General features: G+C 64.6%; 13 protein-coding genes. 2 read left to right on the top strand and 11 right to left on the bottom strand.

The features are described from left to right. Positions 1-8: 8 nt before the first annotated feature. The 6 genes from NCS67_RS14935 to NCS67_RS14910 all read right to left on the bottom strand — a co-directional run bounded on the left by NCS67_RS14935 (position 9) and on the right by NCS67_RS14910 (position 8,196). Entirely contained in the window at positions 9-2,462 is a 2,454-nt protein-coding gene (locus NCS67_RS14935) for a glycogen/starch/alpha-glucan phosphorylase (RefSeq protein ID WP_250435567.1), read from the bottom strand. Positions 2,463-2,707: 245 nt separating this feature from the next. Further along, the gene (gene phnV / locus NCS67_RS14930) at positions 2,708-3,526 is read right to left on the bottom strand and encodes a 2-aminoethylphosphonate ABC transport system, membrane component PhnV (protein WP_175979137.1); all 819 of its coding nucleotides are present in this window, start codon (positions 3,524-3,526) and stop codon (positions 2,708-2,710) included. 1 nt (position 3,527) lies between these two features. Then, positions 3,528-4,469 carry a 2-aminoethylphosphonate ABC transporter permease subunit gene (locus tag NCS67_RS14925; RefSeq protein ID WP_250435566.1) on the bottom strand — a complete coding sequence of 314 codons (942 nt, stop codon included), beginning with the start codon at positions 4,467-4,469 and terminating at the stop codon, positions 3,528-3,530. Continuing rightward, positions 4,447-5,508: a 2-aminoethylphosphonate ABC transport system ATP-binding subunit PhnT gene (gene phnT / locus NCS67_RS14920; protein WP_250435565.1), complete on the bottom strand. Its 1,062-nt coding sequence runs from the start codon at positions 5,506-5,508 to the stop codon at positions 4,447-4,449. Before phnT ends, NCS67_RS14925 begins: the two co-directional genes overlap by 23 nt. Beyond that, a complete protein-coding gene (gene phnS, locus NCS67_RS14915; RefSeq protein ID WP_250435564.1) occupies positions 5,508-6,581 on the bottom strand; it encodes a 2-aminoethylphosphonate ABC transporter substrate-binding protein in 1,074 nt (357 codons plus the stop codon). The genes phnT and phnS overlap by 1 nt, the downstream gene beginning before the upstream one ends. A gap of 859 nt (positions 6,582-7,440) precedes the next feature. Further along, positions 7,441-8,196: a DeoR/GlpR family DNA-binding transcription regulator gene (locus tag NCS67_RS14910; protein WP_250435636.1), complete on the bottom strand. Its 756-nt coding sequence runs from the start codon at positions 8,194-8,196 to the stop codon at positions 7,441-7,443. Positions 8,197-8,377: 181 nt separating this feature from the next. On the opposite strand from NCS67_RS14910, the gene NCS67_RS14905 reads away from it, so the two are divergent. Both NCS67_RS14905 and NCS67_RS14900 read left to right on the top strand, forming a co-directional pair. Continuing rightward, positions 8,378-8,563: a hypothetical protein gene (locus NCS67_RS14905; protein ID WP_008353795.1), complete on the top strand. Its 186-nt coding sequence runs from the start codon at positions 8,378-8,380 to the stop codon at positions 8,561-8,563. A gap of 87 nt (positions 8,564-8,650) precedes the next feature. Next, positions 8,651-9,535 carry a DMT family transporter gene (locus NCS67_RS14900; protein WP_250435563.1) on the top strand — a complete coding sequence of 295 codons (885 nt, stop codon included), beginning with the start codon at positions 8,651-8,653 and terminating at the stop codon, positions 9,533-9,535. Between the two features lie 15 nt (positions 9,536-9,550). On the opposite strand, the gene NCS67_RS14895 is transcribed toward NCS67_RS14900, so the two are convergent. The 5 genes from NCS67_RS14895 to katE form a co-directional block, all read right to left on the bottom strand. Then, a complete protein-coding gene (locus tag NCS67_RS14895; protein WP_250435562.1) occupies positions 9,551-10,792 on the bottom strand; it encodes a L,D-transpeptidase in 1,242 nt (413 codons plus the stop codon). 207 nt (positions 10,793-10,999) lie between these two features. Then, positions 11,000-11,266 carry a hypothetical protein gene (locus NCS67_RS14890; protein WP_008353799.1) on the bottom strand — a complete coding sequence of 89 codons (267 nt, stop codon included), beginning with the start codon at positions 11,264-11,266 and terminating at the stop codon, positions 11,000-11,002. 227 nt (positions 11,267-11,493) lie between these two features. Then, on the bottom strand, positions 11,494-12,027 hold the full coding sequence (locus NCS67_RS14885) for a hypothetical protein (protein WP_008353800.1): 534 nt from the start codon (positions 12,025-12,027) through the stop codon (positions 11,494-11,496). Positions 12,028-12,152: 125 nt separating this feature from the next. Continuing rightward, complete coding sequence (locus tag NCS67_RS14880; protein WP_250435561.1) at positions 12,153-15,308, bottom strand: ATP-binding protein; 3,156 nt, start codon at positions 15,306-15,308, stop codon at positions 12,153-12,155. Between the two features lie 218 nt (positions 15,309-15,526). After that, positions 15,527-17,647, bottom strand: a complete 2,121-nt coding sequence (gene katE / locus NCS67_RS14875; protein WP_250435560.1) for a catalase HPII — start codon at positions 17,645-17,647, stop codon at positions 15,527-15,529. Positions 17,648-18,098: the final 451 nt, after the last annotated feature.

Raw genomic sequence — 18,098 nt, 5'->3', positions numbered from 1 at the left:
ACGCGTCGTCAGGTGAGCTGCAACGGCTCGACGTGCCAGATGTCGCGCGCATACTCCGCGATCGTGCGGTCCGACGAAAAAATGCCCATGCCCGCGACGTTCTCGATCGCGCTCCGCGTCCACGCATCCTTGTCGCGGTACTTGAGATCGACTTCGGTCTGCGTCTTGTCGAAGCTGTCGAAATCGGCGAGCACCATGTAGTGATCGCCCCAGTCCACGAGCGTATGGAAGATGTCGTAGAAACGGTGCGGCTCTTCCGGCGAGAAGTGCCCGAGTCGAATCTGGTCGAGCGCGACTTTGAGCTCCGCGTTTTCCTCGTAAATCTGCCGTGGCCGATAACCCGCCGCGCGCAACGATTCGATCTCGTCGGTCGTGTTGCCGAAGATGAAAATATTCTCGCGCCCCACGGCACCGCAGATCTCGATGTTCGCGCCATCGAGCGTGCCGATTGTCAGTGCGCCGTTCAACGCGAGCTTCATGTTGCCGGTGCCCGATGCTTCGGTGCCCGCCATCGAAATCTGCTCCGACAGATCCGCCGCCGGAATGATGAGCTCGGCCACGGAAACGCCGTAGTTCGGAATAAAGCCGACCTTCAGCCGATCGCCGATGAGCGGGTCCGTGTTGATCTTGCGGGACACATCGTTGATGAGCTTGATGATGTTCTTCGCCATCTTGTACGCGGACGCCGCCTTGCCCGCGAACATCACGACGCGCGGCGTCCAGTCCTGCTCCGGATTTTCGCGGATGCGGTTATAGCGCACGATCACATACAGGATGTTGAGCAATTGCCGCTTGTATTCGTGGATGCGCTTCACCTGCAGATCGAACAGCGCTTCCGGATTGATGATCGCGTTGGCGTCCCGTTTCGCGCGTTCCACGAGCCGCAGCTTGTTGGCGAACTTCGCATCGTGAAAGGCCTTGCAGAACTCCGGATCGTCACGCCATTCGCGCAGCCTGCCAAGCTCGAAGAGATCGGTGCGCCAGCGCGGCCCGAGCCGCTTGTCGATCAGCGATGACAGCGACGGACTCGCCTGCGCGAGCCATCGGCGCGGCGTGATGCCGTTCGTCACGTTCGTGAAGCGCTCCGGATACATGCGCGCGAAGTCGGAGAAGATGTTCTGCACCATCAGTTGCGAGTGCAGCTTCGATACGCCGTTCACCTTGTGACTCGCGACGATCGCGAGATGCGCCATGCGCACGCGCCGCTGGCCGAATTCATCGACGAGCGAGATGCGCCGAATCAGTTCGACATCGCGCCCGAACTTCTCGGTGACTTGCTTCAGGAACTGCGCGTTGATCTCGAAGATGATCTCCAGATGCCGCGGCAGCAAGCGCGCGAGCATCTCGACGTCCCATGTTTCGAGCGCTTCGGGCATCAGCGTGTGATTCGTGTAGGAGAACATCTGCTGCACAAGCTTCCACGCCTTGTCCCACGGCAGATGATGCCGATCGACGAGCAGGCGCATCAACTCCGGAATCGCGAGCACCGGATGCGTGTCGTTCAGATGCACGGCGACCTTTTCCGCGAGCCGACCGAAGTGCGTATGCGTGCGCTGATAGCGGCGTATCAGATCCTGCATCGTCGCGGAGACGAAGAAGTATTCCTGACGCAGACGCAACTCGCGTCCGGCCTGAGTCGAGTCGTCGGGATACAAGAGACGCGACACATGTTCCGATGTGTTCTTCGCCTCCACCGCGCGCCGATAGTCGCCCTGATTGAACGCGGAGAGATCGAACTCGTCGGTTGCGCGCGCGGACCACAGGCGCAGCGTGTTGGTGGCCGTTGTCGCGAAGCCGGGAATAACCGTGTCGTAGGCCATCGCGTTGACGTGCTCGGTGTCGATCCAGTCGGTGCGATCGTCATGTTGCACCGTGCGCCCGCCGAAATGCACGGTGTACACGACTTCGGGCCGCGGAAACTCCCACGGATTGCCCGCGCGCAGCCAGTAATCGGGCATCTCGACCTGATTGCCGTCGACGATCGTCTGACGGAACATCCCGTATTCGTAACGGATGCCATAGCCGAAGCCCGGCACGCCGACCGTCGCCATCGAATCGAGGAAACAGGCCGCAAGGCGTCCGAGGCCGCCATTGCCGAGCGCGGCGTCCGGCTCGAGTTCCTCGAGCGCCGCGAGATCGACGCCCAAGCCGGCGAGCGCATCGCGCACTTCGTCGTAGATGCCTAGCGCGAGCAGCGCATTGCTGAAAGTTCTGCCGATGAGAAATTCCATCGACAGATAGTAGACGCGTTTCACGTCCTGTTCGTATTGGAGCCGCGTGGTGCGCATCCAGCGCGCGACGAGACGATCCCGCACGGCCAGTTCAGCGGCGTGAAGCCAGTCCCGTGGCTGCGCGGTGACTGCATCCTTGCCGACGCCGTACATCAGGCGGTTCGAGATGGAGCGCCTGAGCGCATCGACTGTACTGTTGAGCTGGTCGAATTCCAGATCGACGGATGTCATCGAAACCTCCGGTGTTTGCAACATATGCAACGACCGCGAAAGCCTGACGGGAGTTCAATCCGGACGCACCGAATTGGCGCCCTGCCCCGGTCTGGCGGGTGCGGACGTGCCTGAACGTGCAGGTTACGCCAGTTTTATTTTTTTTGGTATGACAAGGCGGAAACGGAGAGCGGCCCGCAAATTGCTAACGAAGAGCTTGCGGGCACATGATGGCATCGATATTTAGTTCGGATTCCGTATGTTTGTCATGCGATGGAGCGGCGTGGCGCGCGTGCGGCGATCAGCAGAAGCGCCGCGAGCGATACGCCCAGCAGAATCAGCGAGAGCGCGGACGCAGGCAGATAGTAACCGCGATTCACCTGCCCGACGACGACGATCGGCACCGTCGCGAATCCGGGCGGATACACGGTGAGCGTCGCGCCAAGTTCGCCGAGCGAGAGCGCGAAACCGAGCGCGAGGCTCGCGCGGATCGCGGGCACGAGTTGCGGCAATACCACGCGCGCGAGCACCATGCGCGGCGGCGCGCCGAGACTCGCGGCGGCTTCGCGCAGCGTCGTGAGCTCGGGGCGCAGCGCCGCGGCGGCGCATCGATAACAGAACGGCAACACGAGCGCGAGTTGCACGAGCACGACGATTGCGGCCGATCCCGACAGATCGAGCGGACGCTTGTGATACGCGATCAACACGGCGAGCCCGAGGACGACGCTCGGCACGCCGCTGCCCATCATCGCGACGGCATCGACGAGTGCGCCGAGACCGCGCCGGTCGCGTCCTTCCAGCGCGAGCGCGAGCCAGAGTCCCAGCGCGGTGCCGAGAAACGCGACGCCCAGGCCGACTTCGAGACTCGTCGCGACCGCATCGAGATCGCTCGATGAAAGACGCGCGAACCAGCGCGTGGAAAAACCATCGGGCAGGATCGTGCCGGACCAGTGCGACGCGACGCTCGACAACGCGACGACGATCACCGGCAGCACGAAGAGCCAGAAGCACAGCAACGCGAAGAGGCCCGTGAACGCATGACGCAGGAGCGCGCGAGGTCTGAACGCAGCAGCGATGAGTTGCATGTCAGCGCTCTCCCGAACGGCGACTCGTTTGCCGATTCACGCGTCGATACAACGCATAGAGCGATAGCGACATCAACAGCATCACGACCGAACCCGCGGCCGCGGTGGCCAGATCGAGGTCGACGGTCGCGGCGCTGTAGATCGCGATCGGCAAGGTGATCAGATGTGCGCTGCCGAGCACGAGCAGAATGCCGAACTCGTTCAACGTCAGCAGAAAGCAGAGGATCGTGCCTGCCGCGATGCCCGGCCACGCGAGCGGCAAGACGACTTTCGTCGCGACCATCCAGCCATCGGCGCCGAGGCTCTTTGCGGCTTCGACGAGCCGCATGTCGAGCGTCGCATACGATGCGAGCGTCGGACGCACGACGAACGGCGCATAGAACACGACCTCCGCGAGAATCACGCCGCCGATGCCGAAAAGGAAATCGAGCGGCGGCGCATCGAGCGAAAAGATCCGCTGCAGACCGATGCTCACCGAACCTTGCGAGCCGTATAGAAAGATCAGCGTGAACGCGACCAGAAACGACGGAAACGCGACGAACAATTCCAGAAAACGCGTGAGCAGGCGCGCGAGCGCGAACGGCCTGAAGAACAGCATCGATGCGAGCGCGACGCCGAGCAACGAAGCGATGCTCGCGCTCGCGAAGAGAATCCCGAGCGTCGTGCCGATCATCCCGCGCGTTTCGGGGTTGCTGAAGAACGCGCTGTACGCGTGCAGCGAGAAACCGTGCGGCCCGGTCACACTCGACATGACGAGGCGCGCGAGCGGATACACCACGAGCGGCCCGAGCACGACGACGAGAATGAAGAGCAGATGCCACCGCGCCTTGCGCTCGCGGCGTTGCGCTTCTTTGGCGTGCGCTGCGAATTGCGCGGAGAGATAGGCGTCGCAGATGCCGCGTTCGTCGCGCGCGACGCTGTCAGGGACGAACAAGGACGACATCGTCAGCCTCGAAGCGAAGGGAAACGCGCGCGCCTTTGTCCGGCATGCGCGAATGGCCGCGCTGCGTCGTCACGAGCACGGGCTCGCCGGGCAACGCATCGAGCGCAACGGAAATGGAAAGCGCCGCGCCATACCATTCGACGGACGCGATCGTGCCATGCAGATGGCCTTCTCCCAACGGCGCGATCGCGAATCGTTCGGGACGAATGCACGCGAGACGTTCGCGCTCGTCGTGCCGCGCATCGCCGACGGGATACACCACGCGCGGCGGCAGCAAATTCGCGGCACCGAGATAGCGCGCGACGAACGCATCGTTGGGCGCGTCGTACAGCTCGCGCGGCGCACCGAGTTGCGCGATGCGGCCATCGCGCATCAGCAGCGTGCGGTCGGAGAGCACGAGCGCATCGTCCTGATCGTGCGTCACGCAGACGATCGTCAGATTCGGCAAGCGCTCATGCAACGCCTTCAGCTCGCTGCGCACCGAAGCGCGCAGATTCGCATCGAGCGCCGAGAGCGGCTCGTCGAGCAGCAGCACGTCCGGCTCGATGACGAGCGCGCGCGCCAGCGCCACGCGCTGCTGCATGCCGCCGGAAAGCTGCGCGGGCATGACGTGACCGGCATCGGAAAGCTGCACGAGCTTGAGCGCATCGGCGACGCGTCGCGCGATCTCGCCCGTCTTCAGCTTCCGTGCGCGCAAGCCGAACGCGACGTTGTCGAACACCGAGAAATGCGGGAACAGCGCATAGCTTTGGAACAGCAGCCCGAGATTGCGCTGATGCGGCGGCACGTGCGTGAGATCGCGGCCCGCGACGGCGAGCGTGCCCGCGAGCGCATCGGCCTTCACGAAGCCGGCGATGAAGCGCAGCAGCGTGGTCTTGCCGCATCCGCTCCGGCCGAGCACGGTGAGGAATTCGCCGCGTTCGATGCGAAGCGAGAGATCGTCGAGCACGGTACGCGTGCCGAAGCGCACCGTCAGACGATCGATGTGCACGCCCGGCGTTTGATCGACGCCGAACGCTTCCTTGGGGACGGCGCTCATCAGGACTTCGGCTTGACGACGTCGGTCTGCTTGCCGGTGTTGCCGATCACTTCGGTCTTCCAGCGCTCGGTCCAGCCCGCCTTCTTCTGCATGACTTCGTTCCAGTCGACGGGAATGAGCTTCACGCCGGAGATCGCCTGCTTGACGGCTTCGCCGTTCTTGCCGGCGAGCGGCACGTCGGTGCGGCCGGGGATGCCGTAGATATCGGGCACTTTCGACTGCACATCCGACGACATCAGATAGTCGATGAGCTTCTTGCCCGCCGCCTGATTCGGTCCGCTCTTGATGAGGCCGATTGCATACGGAAGCTGGAATGTGCTCGGCGCTTCGCCTGCCTTGTGCGACAGGAAGAGCGGCTTGATGGAGAGACCGCCGTTCGCGGCATCGTCGAGGTCCATTTGCAGATCGCCGTTCGCGAATGCGATCTCGTTACGCGAGAGCAGCACGTCGAGATAGCCCGTGCCCTTCGTATGGAACTTCGCGTGTTGTTCGAGATCCTTCAGGTAATTGAAAGCCTGGTCTTCGCCCATCAGCGCGGACGTCAGGATGATGACGGCCATGCCGTCGCCTGCCGTGGCTGGATTCGAGTATGCGATCTTGCCGGAGTAGTTCGGATGCAGGAGATCGGCGAAGGTCTTGGGCGCGGTTTTCGTGACTTCGGGATTGATCGCGAACGAGAAATAGTTGTTCACGAAGGTGGCCCATGCGCCGTCTTTTTCCTTCGCGATGGCGGGCACGTTCTTGTAGTTCACGCTCTGATACGGCTGCAGCAGGCCGCCTTGTTGCGCTTGCTGGATGAACGGCGGCAGCGTGACGAGGACGTCTGCTTTCGGCGAATCCTTTTCGACGGTCGCGCGGTTCACCACTTCGCCGCTGCCCGCCGTGACGATGTTGACCTTCACGCCTTCCTTCTTTTCGAATGCGGGAAGCACGTCCTTGTAGAGATTCTCGAGGCCATCGGCGGTGTAGAGGACGACGGCGTCGGCGGCGTGAGCGGGCATCGCGGCAAGCAGAGCAAACGCGGCGGCGAACGCCGGCAGCACAGTGCGCGCGAAGCGGGAATCGCGGGTCATGGTGGTCTCTCGTGTCGGGGATCGATGAAGGTCGGGGGCGACCTTCGACCCGGAATATTGCAGAGATGTGTGACATCGACGTGAAGGCGCCACGGGTCGCCACGTATTTGCATATTTCGCCAAGGGGTTTGTGGTTTGTTCTTTGCTGTCTGCTTTTAGCTCTGTGCTTTTTGCCGGATCCCGTTTTCGTGTCGGTCTATTAGCACTGCCCCTGTGCGGGGCGGCACTCACTTTCTTTGCTGCTGCAAAGAAAGTAAGCAAAGAAAGCAGCTCGTCACGGCCCGCGGTCACACGCAATTTGGGTAGTTCTCTCGTCACAGGCGGCACTCGCCTAACGAGTGCCCTCAAACACCCAGTCGGGCTTGGCTCGCGCACGGTCTGCCGCCCGAAAACGTTAAGCGCGCTGGTTCAGCACGAAATAGCTTCGGCACAGCGCTACGCGCTGCCGCCGGGTCCGCAAGGGAAACCGGCGAGCGGCGAGTGCCGTGAGATGGAGACGTTAGTAGAGAAGCACATGCATCCCCGCTTGACCGGTCGGCCGCGAAGCGGGCCGGAGCTATTTGGTGCTGAACCCGTTTGTTGTGTGGTGCGATGACACAGACCGTGCGCGAGCCAAGCCCGATTAGGTGTTTGAGGGCACTCTTTAGGCAGCCCACGATCGACGAGAGGACTACCCAAATTGCGTGTGACCGCGGGCGTATCGGAAGCTGCTTTCTTTGCTTACTTTCTTTGCAGCAGCAAAGAAAGTAAGTGCCGCCCCGCACAGGGGCAACGCTAATAGACCACTAAGAAAACGGGATCCGGCGAAAACCCCGGAGCCGACACGAAAACGAGACCCATCGAAAGCGAACAACAAAAATCAAGCAACAACGACCTCAAGCCCCCGCGCGGCCAGCGCCCTTCGGACCCCCCGCTCAGGCAGAGCTTCACAAACCAGAAACCGAACCGCCTCGAACCCGGCGATCCTAACTGGCAAAACCAGGCCGAACTTCGAGCAATCAGCAACCACGACCGGGCACGCAGCAGACGCGATCATGCTCCCGCGCACCTCAGCGGCGAGCCGCGAATAATCCGTCAGATGCGCGTCATTCGTAATCCCCCCCGCCCCGACGAAAGCAAAATCCGCGTGATACTGCGCAAGCTGCTGAATGGTATCGAGCCCGAACGTCGCATCTTCGAGATCGGCGATCTCGCCACCCAGCAAAGTCACGCGATTGCCATTGCGCCGCGCCAGCAACATCGCGATACGCCAGTCGTTCGTATACACCGTCAGCCGATGCCGCTGCCCCAACGCACGCGCCAACGCCTGCGTCGTGCTTCCCGAATCGATGACGAGCGACGCCCCGTCCGGCACGAACGCCGCCGCGCGCACGCCGATCGCATGTTTCGCCGCCGCGTTCTCGGTTTCGCGCACATCGACGTGCGGCTCGCGCCGGTCGACCGATAACGCGCCGCCATGCGTCGTCGTCACGAGCCCGCGTCCGGCGAGCGCGTTGAGATCGCGCCGCACCGTCTCGCGCGACACCGACAACGCACGCACGAGATCCGCCACCGCGAGCGCGCCATGCTTGTCCAATTCGGAGAGGATGTACTGGTGACGTTGTTCGGCGAGCATCGTTCGATGAAGAAAGGCAAGGCGGCGTGTGGAGTTTAGCGGCCCTATGTGGCATTTCTCTGGCAAGCGCGATTCGTCAAGCCACGACGCGCAATGAATTCTTTCCCCCGGGTACGCAATCGACAAGCACGCCTCCGCTAGACTTCGTGCCTTATGCACGAGCTTTGAACGAGGCAACACGATGTACAAGAAAGGCGTGGTGATCGAAATCCAGTTCCCTCCCGAACGTCTGAACGACGCGGCTGGCGATCCCTACTGGATCGACCTCACACTCGACGAGGCAAAGCGCTTGCATGCGCAACTATCGCGGCGTTTCGAGGGCGAAGCGCGCGCCAATCAGCCGCTCGATACGTTCACCATCGAATGACGCGCCGCGCCGAAGTGCACGGTTAGACAAGACGCGCGCAAGCGTTCCGGCCGATACTGCGGCATTTCGTTTCGCCGCTTGCCTCACATGGTCTCGATTCTCGCCGCGCCCGTCTTCGTGTTTCTCTGGTCGACGGGTTTCATCGTCGCAAGGGCGATCACGCCCTACGTCGATCCGAATCTCTATTTGCTCGCGCGCTTCGGCGGCACGACGCTGCTGTTTCTCGCAATCGCCGTCGTCACGCGCGCGCCATGGCCGAAAGGCGGGGACATCGGCCGCCATCTGTTCGCCGGCGTGCTGCTGCAAGGCGTCTATCTCGGCGCGGGCTACTGGGCCGTCGCGCAAGGCATGGGCGCGGGCATCATGGCGCTGCTCGGCGCGCTGCAACCGCTTCTGACCGCCGCCGTCGCCGCGCGGCTCTTCGGTGAACGGCTCTCGCCGCGCGCATGGAGCGGGCTCGTGCTCGGCCTCTTCGGCGTGGCGCTCGTGCTCGCGCCGAAGATCGCGGCGAGCGGCGCGCCCGTCACGCACGCATCGTCCGGACACGCGCCGCAATGGCTCGTCGCGACGATCGCCGTGCTCGCCGTCGTCGCGATCACCGCGGGCACGCTGTATCAGAAGACTTCGCTCGCGCGCGCCGATATCCGCAGCGCCAGCGCGTTGCAAAACGCGGGCGCGACGATCGTCGCGCTCGTGCTCGTGATCGCGCTAGGCGAGCATCGCTTCATCGTCTCCACGACGACGTGGCTCGCGCTCGCGTGGGGCATCGTGATGCTCTCGGGCGTCGCGACGACGCTGCTCGTATGGATGGTCCGTCGCGGCGACGCATCGCGCGCGACCGCCCTGCTCTTTCTCGCGCCGCCGCTCGCCGCGCTCGAAAGCTATCTCGCATTCGGCGAGACGCTCGACGCGATGCAGCTCGCGGGCTTCGGCGTCGCGCTCGCGGGCGTGCTGCTCGCGCGCTCGAAATAGCACGCCCGGCACGCCTCAATCGACCGTGTCCGCGCCCGCCGGGATGTGCTCGCGCACCGCCTTGCCCGGACCCGGCGCCCACGCGGGCCGCGTCTTCCTTCCGGTATCGACGACGACGAGATAGTGCCCCGCCCAGGGCGTCGTCTTGCGCGTGGCCTTCAGCACCCACATCGACTGGCCTTCGGATACGCGCGCCTCGTATTGCGCATCGAGAATGCCGTGATGATCGAAGAACGTGTTGAGCGTCGACGGAATCCGCACGCAGCCCTTCGAGTGCCGCATGCCGAGCAGCGGCTCCAGTTTCTCGGGATCGGTGGCGTGCATCTGAAAGCGCATCGGCGACTTGCCGCCATGGCCCCAGCCGCGCTCGCCTTCGGCCCAGCCGAAATCGTAGATACGCATATCGCGCGCGCCGTAGCCGCGAATCTTGAACTCGTTGAGCGTGCCCTCGGCGCGAAAGTCCATGTTGCCCGGCACATGCTGGAAGACGCCGAGCGGCGTGAGGAAGTGATCGTAACTGCCGGGACGCCCCGTCGATACCGGCGATGCGCCGATCATCGACCACGCATCGTCGGCCTTCGCGCGGAAATAGACGAAGATCGCCTGCACGTTCGCGCTGCGATCGACCATCACGACGAATTCGTTGACGAGGCCGCCGTGACCGTCTTCTTCCAGCGTACGTTGCAGCAGACGGCCGTAGCCCTGCTGATCCGCGACGGGCACATTGAGCCGCCGATCGACTTCCTTCGCGAAAGTCTGCCGCATCGCATACGCGCCGGCCGGCTGCATGCCGCTGCGCTGGGCGAGATTCGGCTCGGGTGTTTCCGGCGGCAAGGGCACTTCGGGCACGGCCGCTTCCGATGCCGCGCTCGCCGCCGATGCCGCGCTGGCTGCGCTCGCCGCCGATGCAGCCGATGCAGCCGACGCCGCCGATGCAGCCGACGCAGCCGACGCCTCCGGAGCCGGTTGCGCGGGCATCGGCACGGGCATGGCGGGAAGCGCGCGCTCGGGCGCGCTCGCGGCTTGCGGAATGCTTGCGCCCTGCGGCATCGGCGGCACCGGGATAGAGCGGGCGACGGGCGCGACGGGCAACGCCGTCACGCGTCCCTGCGCGACCGCTCCCGATGCGCCCGAGGCCGCCTGAGGCTGCGCGCGAGCCGCCGTCGAGATCGAAAGAAGCGCGCCCGCCGCAGCGCACACGAGAAACCTTGCACCGATCGGCGTCTTGTTCGTCCTGCTCTTTCCTGCCTGATGCATTGATTTGATTGATCCGCTTTGCCATTCGCCAACGGACGATCCACCGGATCGCCCGGTTCGAGCGGCCCATGCGCGAGACTGCGCGCATCGACAAAAAAGCCGGCGCGCACGACGCGCCGGCTTCGCCGCTACTTGAGGTTCGTCAACGGAAGCGCAGCAAAGTTCGTTCCGACCGCACGCGCGACGATGCGCGGCGCAGCGGAAACATCAATGCAGACGGATGGAGGCGTCGCCGGACGCGGAAGCCCGGGCACGCAAAGGTTCGTCGTGAAAGCGCTGATGGCACAGCTTCTGGGCGATCGCCTCGCCGATGTAAGGCACATCGGTCGCGAGCCTGGCGGTCGCGTAGGCGTGAGCGGTGCCCGCGCCGTGAACTTCGATGTCGCTCGCATACTGCCCGAGTTCGTGCTCGAGAAATCGCCGCACGTCGCGCGCGGCGCAGCGTTGAGGAAGATTCCAGACGAGCAGGTTCATCGTCGTCACCTTCTTGCGCGTGCGAAAACAGGCCGCCGGCTCTGCCTCGCGATCATCCGCGCCGCGAGCGTACCGACAACGAAGAGGGACACATACGCGAGCATCATGGCGACTCCAGGACTAATTTCGAGATAGCTCCATACTAATCCCGTTAATGGCGCGTGTGATGCGACATTCCGCCTATTTCAATAGATGTTCTAAATCGGACGGATAAGCCGAACGCATCGTTACAGGCCCGTACAGGTCATGCTGGAAAGATTCGGATACCGATTCGGCCAGTCCCCCGCCATTGCGGTTTGCGCTTCTTTCAGCGTCATGTCGCCGGTGCAGACGCAGCGCTTCAGGTACACCGCGAGCCGTTCCTTTCGGCGCTGGCCCTCGCGCCCTTCCCAGCGGCGCAGATCGAGATTCGCGGGCGAGTTGGGCGAGCCGCCGAGCAGCACCGGCATACGATGATCGAGCGCGTATTCCGACGCGAACGACGGATCGATGCTGCGCTGCTTGAGCAGCCGCTCCTTCTGACGCATCTGGATTTCAAACGACGGCAGCACGCGGTCGACGTAACCCGGAATGCAGATCGTATCGACGATGGTCGCCTGCGTGACGCGCGCATCGAGCCATTCGGCGCGCTGGGCGCGCGGCGTGCCGGGCACGCATGCGAGCATCGCGCAGCAGCACGCGAGCGCCGCGCGCGCGGCCCGGCGGGCGCGGCGCGCGCCCGGTTTCGGTTCCTCGGTGAACCCGGTATCCCTTCGACTCATGCGTTTCGTGCGCCATCGATCGCGGCCTCGGTCCGCCGCTTGTTTTCAAGATGATCGGAGGTTCAATTAAAGCACACGAAACGCGCGCCGCACGCGAAGAGTTGCTCGCGATCCGCGAAGCCGCGTCACGTCGACGCGCCGGACGCCGGACAAACCGATGCCGACGCCGCGTCGAGCGCCGCATCGAGCGCCTCGGCCGCCGCGACGAACGCCGCGAACGATGCCGCGATGCGCGCATCGTCCTCGCCGTTGCGATCGTCGTCGACCGCCAGTTCGCAGTCGCGCTGCAACGTGACGCACGCGCGCATGAACGACGCCGCGCCGATCACCGCCGCCGCGCCCTTCATGCGATGGGCGATGTCGCGCAGCAAGGCGTGGTCGTTGTCGGCGAACGCGGCTTGCGCGCCGGCGAGATCGCTCGCGTTCGCGGATTTCAGCGTATCGACGAGCGTCCCGGCCTGCTCACCGAAACCGGCGAGCAACGCGGCATCCAGAACCGGCTCGCCGGATTCGCGCGTCGCCGATGCGACCGGCGCTGCAACCGGCACGCGGCCGTCGCGCGTCGCGCCGAGCAAGGCCTCGCGCAGCGCGTCGAGGCCGAGCGGCTTCACGAGGCACGCGTTCATGCCCGATGCGACCGCGCGCAATGCCGCCTCGGGCTGCGCGTTCGCTGTCAGGCCGATGATCGGCACGGCGCGCGTCGCCGGATGCTTCGCTTCGTCCTCGCGAATCGTGCGGGCCAGTTCCTCGCCGCTCATTTCGGGCATCGAGCAGTCGGTCAGAATCACGTCGACGGCGTGCGGCGCGGCGCGCCAGCGTGCGAGCGCGCTCTTGCCGTCTACGGCCAGTTGCGCGACGCCGCCGAGCAGCCGGATTTGTCCGTCGAGCACGATGCGGTTCGCCGGATGATCGTCGACGACGAGCACGCGCAAGCCCGCAAGCGATTCCGCCGATACGCCCGTCTCCACGGCCGGCGCATCGGCGGCGCACGCGACGGCATCCGCCTCGGGCAAATCGAGCCGCACGGTGAAGCGCGTGCCGCGCCCCGGCTCGCTCGCCAGCTCGATCGCGCCGCCCATCATCTCGACGAGCCGCTTGCTGATCGTGAGGCCGAGGCCGGTGCCACCGACGCTGCGCGCACGGCCATCGTGCGTCTGCACGAACGGCGTGAACAGCAGCGCCTGCTTCCCGGGCGCGATGCCGATGCCCGTATCGGACACCGCGAGCGTCACCACGCGCCTGCCGTCCAGCGCCGGCGCGACGTCGTGTTCGAGCGTGACCGCGCCGGTATCGGTGAACTTGATCGCGTTCGAGAGCAGATTGCCGACGATCTGCCGTAAACGCTGACCATCGGCACGAATCCAGACGGGACCGTCGCCGGAAAGCCGCTTCACGACGAGCGCGATGCCCTTAGCGCGGGCGGCCGGCTCGTAGATCGCCGCGACGCCCGCGATCCACGATTCGAGCTCGAGCGGCGCGGGCGCGAGCACGAGGCGCTCCGCCTCGATCTTCGCGACGTCGAGCAGATCGTCGATCATGCCGAGCAGATCGCGCGCGGCGTGATGCGCGGTCGACAGCGCGCGCTCGGTCGCGGCGCGCTCGCCGGGCGCACGCAGCTCCATTTCCAGCAGGCCGAGCACGGCGTTCATCGGCGTGCGGATTTCGTGGCTCATCGTCGCGAGGAACGTCGATTTCGCGCGATTCGCCGTTTCCGCCTCTTCCTTCGCGGCGCGCATGGCGCGTTCGGCGGCGATCCGTCGCGCGATCTGCACGCGCAGCGTCAACGCCCAGCCCGCGAGCGCGAGCAAAAGCGCAATGCCGAGCAGCGCGCCCAGCTCGACTTGCGGACGGCGGCGCTCCCACATCATTTCGGGATGCTCGGCGAGCTTCCAGCGCGTGCGGATCGATTCGAGTTCCGGCGGCGGCAGGCTCGCGATCGCGCGATTCACGATGCCGAGCAGCACCGGCTCGCCCGCACTGACGATGAGTCCGTGCGGAATCGGCTTCGTCGACAGCACGCCGCTGATCGTGAGCGTGCCGCGAAACGGATTGCCCACGGCGTAATTGGCGAAAGGCAGATCGGCGACGGCCGCATCGGCGTCGCCGTTGGCCACGGCGCGAAACGGACCGTCGAACGGTTTCGAATCGACGATGCGCGCTTGCGGCGCATCCTCGCGCACGAAGTTCAGGATCGGCCAATCGTGCGAAATCGCGATGCGCTTGCCGGCGAGCGCGGCGGCGTCGCGCAAGGGCGGACGGCCCACGGCGGTCACGATCGCAAAAATGCTTTCGCCCGTCGGCGTGGTCGCCTCGCCGCCGGGCAACGGCGACAACGCGCCGAGACTGAACGGCACGATCGCGGACGCGCCGCTCTTCAGATCGGCGCGCAACTGCGCCATCGACGTGCGTATGCGCGGCTCGAAGCGCAAGCCGGTCACGCGCGCGATCGCGTCGAGGATATCGACGGCGATGCCCGCCGCGTTGCCGCGCTGATCGCGGAACATCAGCGGCGCGGCCTGCGCGAGCATCGAATAATGCACGACGGGATGCGCCGCGATCCACGCTGCTTCCTCGCGCGTGAGCGGGATCGGCGTGTTGCGCGTGATCGCGGACGCCGCCGGCTGCCAGCGCTCGTGCGTCACGAGCGCGAAGCTCGGCGGCAATGCGGCGAGCGCATCGTCGACGCGCTTGCGCAGCGCATCGGCGTCGGCGCGTCCGGGCGCGAACGCGAAACTGTAGCCGCCTTCGTCGAAGGTCGCGAAACCGGTGATCGTCAGGTTCGGCAAATCGAAATGATCGATCGTGTACGAGGCCACGGTCATGTCGCCGACGAAGGCGTCCGCGTCGCCGAGCGACACCGCGAGCAGCGCGCCGGTCAGATCGGGATAAGCCACGGGTTCGAGCGATGGATACGCCGCGCGCAGACGCGCCGGCGACGTCTGCGCGGCCACGTAAGCAAGCCGATGCGTCGGCGGATGGGAATGGAGCGGCTCGACGTAGATCAGCTTCGTCGGCAGATACGGGCGGCTGAACGCGAGCGGTTCGCCGGCGTCTTCGCCTGTCGCGCCCGTCGCCATGTCGATGTCGCCGAGCCTGAGCGCCGCGATCATCGCCGGCCTGTCGGGAAAGAAGCGCCAGTCCGGATCGATTCCGAGCGCACTCGCGACGGCGTTCGCGAAATCGGCCGAGATGCCGCGCGGCAAGCCCGGCCGCGCCGAACAATGATTCACCGAATCGGCCATGTCGAGCGGCGGCGCCATGCCCGGCACCGCGCCGATCACGATGGACTCCTTCGCATGCGCAAACCCGCACGCGATGCAGAGCACACACGCGAGAACAGCGCACGCGCCCCGCCCGGCGCCGGCGCGATGCTGCGCTAGATTGAACACGTCACGCCCCGATGGACCCGAGTGCGGCTAGTGTCTCAAAAACACCCGGGCGCGTATATCGACGGCGTGACGCATGAAGCCGCGCTTCGTTGCGCGGCGCGAAACGCGCGTCAGGCGGGCACCGACTCCGCCTTTTGCGCGCGCGACCACACGCGATGCTTGCTCATCGCTTCGATGAAGCTCTTCAGCACGGCATTCGCGTCGCTGCCCACGGCGACGCCTTCCTCGCCGCCCGGCAGATGCGCGGCCGCGAGCAGGTCCTCGCCGTCGCCGATCGCGCCGATGGCCTTCAGATGCTTGAACGCTTCGAGCACGAAGTGACGCGCGTCGCCGGATTCCGACAGCGTCTTCGCGCTGTCCTTGCCGCCCGCGACGATCACGCCGTCGAACATGATCGACGGCATGCCGAGGATGGTCGCATCGGCCTCGATGCCTTGCGCGGGCGAGCCGAGCGTCGGCGAGATGACCTTTGCGTGCGCGCCCTCGGCTTTCAGCGCGTCCTGTACGGCCTTGATGCTCGCGGCATCGGCGCCGGGCGCGGCGAGAATGGCGACTTTGCGCGTCTTGATCGACGGCTTCGTTTTCGCGACGATCGACAGCGCCGGCGATTCCGTCACCGAAGACTTGCCGAGCTCGTCGGCATCCGCGTTCTTCTTCGGCGCGGGCAAGCCGAGATTCTCGGCGACGCGCGCGGCGAGCGTCTCATCGATGTTCGCGAGAATGCCGAGCTGGCGCTCGCGGATGTGCTTGCGCTCGACCTTCGACAACTCGAACGAATACGCGCCGACGATGTGATCCTTTTCCGGATCGGTCATGCTGTTCCAGAAGAGCGTGGCTTGCGAATAATGGTCCTTGAACGACGGGCTGCGCACGCGGATCTTCGAGCCTTCGACGCGCTCCGTGTAGCTTTCGAAGCCGCCGCCCGATGCGGCGGGCGGGGTTTCCTTCGGCCATCCGCCGTCGATGGAATTCGGCTCGTAGGACGCCTGTCCCTTGTCGATCGTCTGGCGATGCATCGCGTCGCGCTGGCCGTTGGCGAGTGGCGCGAGTGACCGGTTGATCGGAATTTCGTGGAAGTTCGGGCCGCCGAGCCGGCTGATCTGCGTGTCGGTGTAGGAGAACAGACGCCCTTGCAGCAGCGGATCGTTGGTGAAGTCGATGCCCGGCACGATGTGCCCGGGGCAGAACGCGACCTGCTCGGTTTCGGCGAAGAAGTTGTCGGGATTGCGATTCAGCGTGAGCTTGCCGATCATCTTGAGCGGCACGAGCTCTTCGGGAATGATCTTGGTCGGATCGAGCAGATCGAAGTCGAACTTGTGTTCATCCTCTTCTTCGACGATCTGCACGCCGAGTTCCCATTCGGGATAGTCGCCGTTGTCGATCGCTTCCCAGAGATCCCGCCGATGGAAGTCCGAATCCTTGCCCGCGAGTTTCTGCGCTTCGTCCCAGAGCAACGATGCGGAGCCGATCGTCGGCCGCCAGTGGAACTTGACGAAGCGTCCTTTGCCTTGCGCGTTGATGAAGCGGAAGGTGTGGATGCCGAAGCCTTCCATCGTGCGCAGGCTGCGGGGAATCGCGCGATCGGACATGGTCCAGAGCACCATGTGCGCCGATTCGGGCACGAGCGAGACGAAGTCCCAGAAGGTGTCGTGCGCGGATGCGCCTTGCGGCATTTCGTTGTGCGGCTCGGGTTTGACCGCGTGGACGAAGTCGGGGAACTTGATCGCGTCCTGAATGAAGAATACCGGCATGTTGTTGCCGACGAGATCGAAATTGCCTTCTTCGGTGTAGAACTTGACGGCGAAGCCGCGCACGTCGCGAACGGTATCGGCTGAGCCGCGCGAGCCTTGCACGGTCGAGAAGCGCACGTAGACGGGCGTTTCCTTCGACGGGTCTTGCAGGAAGGCGGCCTTCGTCAGTTCGGCCTGCGATTCGTGCACCTTGAAGACGCCGTGAGCGGCCGAGCCTCGGGCGTGGACGATGCGTTCCGGAATGCGCTCGTGGTCGAAGTGCGTGATTTTTTCACGCATGATGAAGTCTTCGAGCAACGAAGGGCCGCGTTCGCCGGCGCGCAGGGTGTTCTGGTTATCGGCGATCTTGACGCCCTGGTTTGTCGTCAGGGCCTGGTTGGTCGCGTCGGAGCGGAACGTTTCGAGGGATTCGACTTTTTTGTTGGTGTTGCTCTGCGAGGGGGTGCGGGCTACGCCGCCTTCGGGCGGTTGCTTCTCCATTGCCATTTTTTTGCGGACTCCGGGGTTTGGGTGAGGACTTGCGGTCCTCTATCGCAATTGATGTTCCCGGGCGGGGGTGCTTTTCGCCGTGGTTGTTTTCGCCGGATCCCGTTTTCTTTGTGGTCTATTAGCACTGCCCCTGTGCGGGGCGGCAGTCACTTTCCTTGCTGTAGTCGCCGGATCCCGTTTTCTTAGCGGTCTATTAGCACTGCCCCTGTGCGGGGCGGCACTCACTTTCTTTGCTGCTGCAAAGAAAGTAAGCAAAGAAAGCAGCTTTTCAGGCCCGCGGTCACACGCAATTTGGGTAGTCCTCTCGTCCCAGGCGGCACTCGCCTAAAGAGTGCCCTCAAACACCTAATCGGGCTTGGCTCGCACACGGTCTGCCAACCAATAACTTCGAGGGCGCTGGTTCAGCACGAAACAGCATCGGCACAGCGCTACGCGCTGCCGC

This window comes from Caballeronia sp. ATUFL_F2_KS9A, assembly GCF_023630765.1.
Taxonomy (GTDB): domain Bacteria; phylum Pseudomonadota; class Gammaproteobacteria; order Burkholderiales; family Burkholderiaceae; genus Caballeronia; species Caballeronia zhejiangensis.
The sequence above is the reverse complement of the archived record's forward strand: the minus strand, read 5'-3'. Positions and strand labels throughout refer to the sequence as shown.

Bases quoted from the DNA above. Each gene is read 5' to 3' on its own strand.
- NCS67_RS14935 (WP_250435567.1), bottom strand. From the start codon at position 2,462: ATGACATCCGTCGATCTGGAATTCGACCAGCTCAACAGTACAGTCGAT.
- phnV (WP_175979137.1), bottom strand. From the start codon at position 3,526: ATGCAACTCATCGCTGCTGCGTTCAGACCTCGCGCGCTCCTGCGTCAT.
- NCS67_RS14925 (WP_250435566.1), bottom strand. From the start codon at position 4,469: ATGTCGTCCTTGTTCGTCCCTGACAGCGTCGCGCGCGACGAACGCGGC.
- phnT (WP_250435565.1), bottom strand. From the start codon at position 5,508: ATGAGCGCCGTCCCCAAGGAAGCGTTCGGCGTCGATCAAACGCCGGGC.
- phnS (WP_250435564.1), bottom strand. From the start codon at position 6,581: ATGACCCGCGATTCCCGCTTCGCGCGCACTGTGCTGCCGGCGTTCGCC.
- NCS67_RS14910 (WP_250435636.1), bottom strand. From the start codon at position 8,196: ATGCTCGCCGAACAACGTCACCAGTACATCCTCTCCGAATTGGACAAG.
- NCS67_RS14905 (WP_008353795.1), top strand. From the start codon at position 8,378: ATGTACAAGAAAGGCGTGGTGATCGAAATCCAGTTCCCTCCCGAACGT.
- NCS67_RS14900 (WP_250435563.1), top strand. From the start codon at position 8,651: ATGGTCTCGATTCTCGCCGCGCCCGTCTTCGTGTTTCTCTGGTCGACG.
- NCS67_RS14895 (WP_250435562.1), bottom strand. From the start codon at position 10,792: ATGCATCAGGCAGGAAAGAGCAGGACGAACAAGACGCCGATCGGTGCA.
- NCS67_RS14890 (WP_008353799.1), bottom strand. From the start codon at position 11,266: ATGAACCTGCTCGTCTGGAATCTTCCTCAACGCTGCGCCGCGCGCGAC.
- NCS67_RS14885 (WP_008353800.1), bottom strand. From the start codon at position 12,027: ATGAGTCGAAGGGATACCGGGTTCACCGAGGAACCGAAACCGGGCGCG.
- katE (WP_250435560.1), bottom strand. From the start codon at position 17,647: ATGGAGAAGCAACCGCCCGAAGGCGGCGTAGCCCGCACCCCCTCGCAG.